Source organism: Kitasatospora sp. NPDC058184 (assembly GCF_042883725.1).
GTDB lineage: Bacteria > Actinomycetota > Actinomycetes > Streptomycetales > Streptomycetaceae > Kitasatospora.
The window spans coordinates 302,441-309,546 of record NZ_JBHVVE010000006.1 but is presented as its reverse complement, the minus strand read 5'-3'; the positions used below and the strand labels follow the sequence as shown (position 1 = coordinate 309,546).

At 73.4% G+C, this 7,106-nt stretch carries 6 protein-coding genes; 2 read left to right on the top strand and 4 right to left on the bottom strand.

The genetic code is table 11. From position 1 onward, the window contains the following. Window positions 1-2,226, top strand: a 2,226-nt coding sequence (locus ACFVXH_RS14560; protein ID WP_387823325.1) for a tetratricopeptide repeat protein, incomplete at its 5' end; no start/stop codon positions are given. On the opposite strand, the gene ACFVXH_RS14555 is transcribed toward ACFVXH_RS14560, so the two are convergent. Further along, window positions 2,154-2,993, bottom strand: a complete 840-nt coding sequence (locus ACFVXH_RS14555; RefSeq protein WP_241852881.1) for a helix-turn-helix domain-containing protein — start codon at window positions 2,991-2,993, stop codon at window positions 2,154-2,156. The genes ACFVXH_RS14560 and ACFVXH_RS14555 overlap by 73 nt on opposite strands. 68 nt (window positions 2,994-3,061) lie before the next feature. Beyond that, complete coding sequence (locus ACFVXH_RS14550; protein WP_074002532.1) at window positions 3,062-3,841, bottom strand: SDR family NAD(P)-dependent oxidoreductase; 780 nt, start codon at window positions 3,839-3,841, stop codon at window positions 3,062-3,064. A gap of 195 nt (window positions 3,842-4,036) precedes the next feature. Between ACFVXH_RS14550 and ACFVXH_RS14545 the strand changes: the two genes are divergently transcribed. Next, a complete protein-coding gene (locus tag ACFVXH_RS14545) occupies window positions 4,037-4,699 on the top strand; it encodes an NADPH-dependent F420 reductase (protein ID WP_387823321.1) in 663 nt (220 codons plus the stop codon). Between the two features lie 28 nt (window positions 4,700-4,727). Here ACFVXH_RS14545 and galK read toward each other — a convergent pair whose 3' ends face one another. Both galK and galT read right to left on the bottom strand, forming a co-directional pair. Further along, window positions 4,728-5,855, bottom strand: coding sequence for a galactokinase (gene galK, locus ACFVXH_RS14540; protein ID WP_387823318.1), 1,128 nt, complete (start codon window positions 5,853-5,855; stop codon window positions 4,728-4,730). Further along, window positions 5,852-7,024, bottom strand: coding sequence for a galactose-1-phosphate uridylyltransferase (gene galT, locus ACFVXH_RS14535; protein ID WP_387823315.1), 1,173 nt, complete (start codon window positions 7,022-7,024; stop codon window positions 5,852-5,854). The genes galK and galT overlap by 4 nt, the downstream gene beginning before the upstream one ends. Between the last annotated feature and the right edge of the window lie 82 nt (window positions 7,025-7,106).

The window sequence follows — 7,106 nt, the reverse complement described above, 5'->3', positions numbered from 1 at the left end:
GCCGCAGCCGGGCGCCGAACTCCCGCCAGGCGTCCTGCCCCCGGCCGGTCGGCGGGGCCGGCCCCCCCCCCCCCCGGGCGCCACGGCAGCGCTGTTTCCGGATCCCATAATGGACGCCACGACACGCAGGGCGGCGGGGGCGAGCAGGTGCAGCAGGGGTGGCAGGTCGGCAACGGTATCGACGGCGGGACCGTCAACGGCGATGCCTTCCAGGCGGGAGAGATGACCTTCAACCAGTACGCCGCACCGAGTAACGAGGTGCGGTGGCCGGTGGTGATCGGGCGGATTCCGCCGAAGGCGACCGCCTTCCAACCCCGGGAGCAGCTGCGGCAGGAGATCGACGCGGCGCGCGGGCAGTACGGGACGGTCGTGCTCAGCCAGGTGCTGGCGGGTGGCGGGGGCGTCGGGAAGTCCCAACTCGCGGCGCACTACGCGCGCGAGGCCGTCGAGGCGGGCACCGACCTCGTGCTGTGGGCCGACGCCGCCGAGCCCTCCGCCGTCACCGAGCTGTACGCCCGGGCCGCCGTCGAACTCCGGGTCCCCGGGGCGAACGGCGAGGCCGAGCAGGACGCCGAACGCTTCCTGGCCTGGCTCGCCACCACCGAGCGCGGATGGCTGATCGTCCTCGACAACACCACCGAGCACACCCCGGAACAGCTGTGGCCCGTCACCAGCCGGGGCGGACGCGGACGGGTCATCGCCACCACCCGCCACCGGGGCGCCGCCAGCACCGGCGGCGACCGGACACTCATCGACATCACCACGTACTCCCCCGCCGAATCCATCAGCTACCTGAGCGAGCGCCTGGAGCGGGCGAAGTGCACCCGCTTCCTCGACGAACACACGGCCGAACTCGCCGAAGAACTGGGCCACCTGCCACTCGCGCTGGCCCACGCCGCCGCCTACATGGTCAACACCCGCCGCACCTGCGGCCGTTACCTCGGGCTCTTCCGCGACCGCACCCGCAGCCTGGACGCCGTCCTCCCCGACCGCACCGGCGCCGACGGCTACCAGGGCCCGGTGACGGCGGCCCTGCTGCTGGCCCTGGACGCGGCGCAGCAGGAGGAGCCGGTCGGGCTCGCCGGGCCCGTGCTCCATGTGGCCGCGTTGCTCGACCCCGCCGGCCATCCGGAGAACGTGTGGAGCACCGAGGCCGTGCTGGATCACCTCGGTAACGCCCACGGCACGCCCGTCACGTCCGACGACGTGCTCGACGCACTCGCCGTACTGCACAACTACAGCCTCGTCACCCTCACCGAGACCCCCCACCGGGAGGTGACGCTCCATGCGCTCACCGCCCGGGCCACCCTCGACATGGGGCCCGACACGTCGCGATCCAGCCGGGCGGTCGCTGATGCCCTACTCAAGCTGTGGCCGAAATCGGATTACAGCGTGCAGGGATTGGCGACGACGCTTCGGGCCAACACCGAGGTGCTGGCCGGGCACGGTGCCAAGGAGCTGATCAAACCGTCATCAGGGGTTCACGATCTCCTGTTCCGGTGTGGGAAAAGCCTCGTGGACGCAGGCCTGTACACCACCGGAGTTCAGTACTGGAGCAATCTCTCCGCCACGAGCACGCGGCTTCTGGGCGACAAGCATCTTGATGTCCTCACCGCCCGCCACAACCTCGCGCACTCGTACTGGGAGGCCGGACACACCGACAAGGCCGTCAGCATCCAGGAACAGGTCTTGTCCGACCGCCAACAGATCCTCCCCGGCGATCACCCCGCCATCCTCATGGCCCGGAACAACCTCGCCGCCACCTATCTGGAGACCGGCCGGACCACCGACGCGATCAGCCTCCTGGAACAGGCCCTCACCGACCACCGACGCATCCTCGCCACCGACCACCCCGACACCCTCCTGGTCGGGAACAACCTTGCCGTCGGTTATTTGAGGGCCGGACGCACCACCGACGCGATCGGTCTCCTGGAACAGGTCCTCGCCGGCCGCCAGCGCCTCCTCGGCGGAGATCACCCCGATACTCTCGCGACCCGCAACAACCTCGCCGTCATGTACCGGGATTCGGGGCGCCCGGATCAGGCGGTGCACATGCTCCACCAGGCGGTGGCCGACCTCGACCGTGTCCTCGGGCCGGACCATCCGTCCACCGGTCTGGTCAGGAGAAACCTGCTCGATGTGACCCGGGAAGGTCAGCCCGAGGCCGCCCACGACAGCAGTACCCGCAGCCCGTCGTCCGAGGCCGAGCCCGGGTCGGCGGTGTAGGTGACCAGCGCCTGTCCGGAGTCGTCGGCGGGCCGCAGCGTGTCGTAGGCGAGGTCGAGCGTCCCGGCGAGGGGGTGGCGGAAGGACTTCCGGCCGGAGGTCTTGTCGGCGACCGGGTGGTCGGCCCACATCTGGCGGAACTCCTCGCTGCCGAGGCAGAGTCGGCCGACCAGTTCGGCGAGCAGGGGGTCGTCGGGGCGGCGGCCGGCTTCGAGGTGGAGGAAGGCGACGTTCTCGCGTGCGCAGCCCGCCCAGTCGGCGTAGAGCTCGCGGGAGGCGGGGTCGAGGAAGGTGATGCGGGCGATGTTGCGGTCCTCGACGGGCAGGGCGCCGTAGTCGCCGAACAGGGCGACGGCGGCGCGGTTCCAGGCCAGGATGTCCATCCGGTGTCCCATCACCACGGCGGGGGTGTGGTGGAGCTGTTCCAGCAGGTGCAGCAGGGAGGGGCGCGGCTGCTGGCGGACGGCGGGGCGGCGGCGCGGCCTGGGCGTGGGGCGGGCGAGGCGGTGGAGGTGGCCGGACTCGTCGGGGGCGAGGCGCAGGGCGCGGGCGACGGCGTCGAGGACGGCGTCGGACGGGTTGCCGACGCGGCCCTGTTCGAGGCGGGTGTAGTAGTCGACGCTGACGCCGGCGAGGTGGGCGAGTTCCTCGCGGCGCAGTCCGGCGACGCGGCGGCGGCCGCCGTAGTCGGGGAGGTCGACGTCCTCGGGGCGCAGGCCGGCTCGGCGGGTGCGGAGGAATTCGCTCAGGGCGCTGCTCGGGTTCACGTCATGGATTCTCACCCGGACGGGTGCCGCCGTGCCTGGTCCTGCCAGGACCAGGCACGAAGAGGCACTCAGCCGGTCAGCGACGGGAAGGCCGGGACGAGCCCGCCGTCGATCACGACGTCCTGACCGGTGATGTAGGAGGAGCGCTCGGAGAGCAGGAAGGCGACCGTCTCCGCGACGTCCTCGGCGGTGCCCAGCCGGCCGAGTGGGACGTGGCGGCGGATCGGCTCGTGGTCGGCCGGGTCGGGGACGGCCGCGTGGAACATCTCGGTGACGATGTAGCCGGGGCTGACCGAGTTGACCCGGATGCCGCGCCCGGCCAGTTCGCTCGCGAGGGTGCGGGCGAGGCTGAGGACGGCGGCCTTGCTGGCGGCGTAGACGGCGGCGCCGGGCAGGCCGCGGTGCGGGGTCCAGGAGGCGTTGAGGACGACCGATCCGCCGCCGGCGGCGTCCAGCAGCGGCAGGGCGTGCTGGACGGTGAAGAACACGCCCTTGAGGTTGGTGGCGACGATCCGGTCGAACTCGGCCTCCGCCACCTCGCCGACCGGTTGGAAGCCGGCCACGCCCGCGTTGGCGAAGACCCCGTCGAGGCGGCCGTACCGCTCACCCACGGTGTCGGCCAGCCGGGCGAGGTCGGCGGGTACGGAGGCGTCGGCGCGGACGGTGAGCAGCCGGTCGCCGGCGTCGAGGCGGGCCGCGGCGCGGGCGAGCCGGTCCTCGTCGCGGCCGGTGATGACGACCCGGGCGCCGGTGCCGAGGAGGTGGCGGGCGGTGGCGAAGCCCATGCCGCTGGTGCCGCCGGTGACGAGGACGGCGGGGGTGGTGGCGTCGGAGGAGATGTTGTTCATGGCGTCCACCCTCGTGACCGGTGCCGGGCCGGCACCAGGCCCGGTCCGACCGTGGGTCCCGGAGGACCACCCTCCGAAAGACACCTCTGGAGAACGGCTCCGGAAAACCGCCCTCCCGACCGGGAATCGGAGCGATCACCGGGTGGTTGGGCCAAGGCGACGGTCCACTACGGCACTCGCGAAGAAGGACTTCCCATGAAGATCGGCATCATCGGCGCGGGCAACATCGGCGGCAACCTGACGCGGCGGCTGACCGCGCTGGGGCATGAGGTGGCGGTGGCGAACTCCCGCGGCCCGGAGACGCTCAAGGCGCTGGTCGACGAGACCGGGGCGACGGCGGTGACGGTCCCCGAGGCCGCCCGCGGGGCACAGGTGGTGGTGGTGACGGTGCCGCTGAAGAACGTGCCGGACCTGCCCGCCGGGCTGCTGGACGGCGCCGCCGAGGGCGTCGCGGTGATCGACACCGGCAACTACTACCCGAAGGAGCGCGACGGCCGGATCGACGCGATCGAGGACGGCGGGCTCACCGAGAGCCGGTGGACGGAGCAGCACATCGGGCACCGGGTGGTGAAGGTGTTCAACGGCACCTACGCCCAGGACCTGCTGGAGCGTCCGCGCCCGGCGGGCGACCCGGAGCGGCTGGCCGTGCCGGTCGCCTCGGACGACGAGGCGGCCAAGCGGGTGATCCGGGCGCTGGTCGACGAGTTGGGCTTCGACACCGTGGACGCGGGCGGCATCGACGAGTCCTGGCGCCAGCAGCCGGCCACCCCGGTGTACGGGCTGCGCGCCGGCGTCGAGGCGGTCACCCGGGCGCTCGCGGAGGCGTCCCCGGAGCGCCCGGCGGCCCACAAGGCCTGACCCCGCCCAAGGAGGCGGAGCCGGCAGCTCACCGGAGCCGGCGCGCCCCCTCCGCCGGGACGGCGGTGAGGGTGCGCGGCTCCGCGTACCCGGCCGCGCGGAACGCGGCGGTGACCTCGGCGGCGACGTGTCCGGCCGCGTCCGCGTCCACCAGGGCGATGACCGAGCCGCCGAAGCCGCCGCCGGTCATCCTCGCACCGTGGGCGCCGGCGACCACGGCGGCCTCGACGGCGAGGTCGGTCTCCGGGCAGGAGACCCGGTAGTCGTCGCGCAGCGAGGCGTGTCCGGCGGTGAGGATCGGGCCGAGCGCGGCGGGGTCGCCGGCGTCCAGAAGGGCGACGGCGGCCTCCACCCGGGCATTCTCGGTGACCACGTGCCGCACCAACGGGACCAGCTCCGAGGGGAGTTGGGCGAGCGCGTCGGCCAGCCCGGACGGCTGGAGCGAGCGCAGCGCGGACAGCCCGAGCAGGGCGGCGGCCCGTTCGCAGCCGGCCCGCAGCGCGGCGTAGGCGCCGTCGCCGAGGTCGTGCTTCACCCGGGTGTCCAGGACCAGCAGGGCCAGGCCCGCGCCCGCCAGGTCGACGGGCACCTGACGCATCGTCAGATCCCGGCTGTCCAGGAACAGCGCGGCCCCGGGGCGGCAGCACATGGAGGCCATCTGGTCCATGATCCCGCAGGGCACGCCGACGAAGGCGTTCTCGGCCCGCTGTGCGAGCACCGCCAGCTCGGCGGCCGAAAGGCCCAGCCCGTACAGGTCGTTGTAGGCGGCGGCGACGACGCACTCCAGGGCGGCGGAGGAGGACAGCCCGGCGCCGCTGGGCACGTCGCTGTCCAGCCGGAGGTCCGCCCCGCCGACCGGGTGCCCGGCCTCGCGCAGCGCCCAGACCACCCCGGCCGGGTAGCCGGCCCAGCCGGGCACGGAGCCCGGCGCGAGGTCGTCGACCGGGAGCGCGACGAGTTCCCGGCCCTGGGCGGACCAGAGCCGCAGCAGTCCGTCCCCGCTGCGGGCGGCCTGGGCGCGGACGGTCTGCGGCAGGGCGATCGGGAGGACGAACCCGAGGTTGTAGTCGGTGTGTTCGCCGATCAGGTTCACCCGGCCGGGGGCGGCCCACTCCCCCTCGGACGGACGGCCGTACAGCTGCGCGAAGTCGTTCATGCGGTGGCCTCCCGCAGCCGGCGGGCCGCGTGCTCGGGGGTGACGTCGTTGACGAAGGCGTCCATGCCGGATTCCACCCCGGCCAGGTACTTGAGCTTGTCGGCGGTGCGGCGGATGGTGAACAGCTCCAGGTGCAGGGCGAGTTCGTCCCGCTGATCGGCGGGGGCCTGGTGCCAGGCGGAGATGTACGGGGTGCGGCCGGTGCCGAAGAGCCGGTCGAAGCGGCGCAGCAACTCCAGGTAGAGGGTGGGGAATTCGTCCCGCTGGTCGGCGTCCAGCGCGGTCAGGTCGGGCACCCTGCGGTGCGGGTACAGGTGCACCTCGTACGGCCAGCGGGCGGCGAAGGGGACGAAGGCCGTCCAGTGCGTCCCGGCGAGGACGACGCGCTCGCCGTGGGCGCGTTCGGCGGCGAGCAGGTCGTCGAAGAGGTTGCGGCCGGCGGTGGCGCGGTGCTCGGCGGCGCGGGCGGCCATCCGGGCGGTGCGCGGCGCGGTGAAGGGCAGGGCGTAGATCTGGCCGTGCGGGTGGGCGAGGGTGACGCCGATCTCGGCGCCCCGGTTCTCGAAGCAGTAGACCTGCCGCACGCCGGGCAGGGCGGAGAGTTCGGCGGTGCGGTCGGTCCAGGCGTCCAGGACCAGCCGGGCCCGCTCGGGGGTGAGGTCGGCGAAGGAGGCCTCGTGGTCGGCGGTGAAGCAGACCACCTCGCAGCGCCCGGCGCCGGGGCCGCTGGTCCACAGGCCCTCGGCGGCCCGGACGGGCTCCGCGGGCGGGCCGGCCAGCGAGGGGAAGCGGTTCTCGAAGACGGCCACCTGGTAGTCCGCGGTCGGGATCTCGCTGTGCCGCCCGTCCCGGGACGGGCAGAGCGGGCACTCCTCGGGCGGCGGCTGGTAGGTGCGTGCCTGGCGGTGGGCCGCGATGGTGACCCAGTCGCCGGTGGCCGGGTCGAGCCGGACCTCGGAGCCGGGGGTCTGCGGGTCGAGCGGCCGTTCGTCCACGGCGTCGCGGCGGGCGGCCGTGCCGCCGTCGCAGGCCGTGCCACCACCGCAGGCCGCACCGCCGTCACAGGCGGCGTCGCAGGCCGCGCCGCTGTCGTAGTAGATCAGTTGCCGACCGTCCGCGAGGGTGGTCACGGTCCTGACGGTGGGCTGGGTCAGGGACGTCCCGGGCATGGCCCTTCTTCCTCTGAGCTCTGAGTGGAACACCGGAATCAACAGAAAGCTACAATCTCAAACATTATCCACCAGGACCACG

Coding starts and splice junctions, on each gene's coding strand:
- galK (WP_387823318.1), bottom strand. CDS start 5,855: ATGAACGACTTCGCGCAGCTGTACGGCCGTCCGTCCGAGGGGGAGTGG.
- ACFVXH_RS14550 (WP_074002532.1), bottom strand. CDS start 3,841: ATGAACAACATCTCCTCCGACGCCACCACCCCCGCCGTCCTCGTCACC.
- galT (WP_387823315.1), bottom strand. CDS start 7,024: ATGCCCGGGACGTCCCTGACCCAGCCCACCGTCAGGACCGTGACCACC.
- ACFVXH_RS14545 (WP_387823321.1), top strand. CDS start 4,037: ATGAAGATCGGCATCATCGGCGCGGGCAACATCGGCGGCAACCTGACG.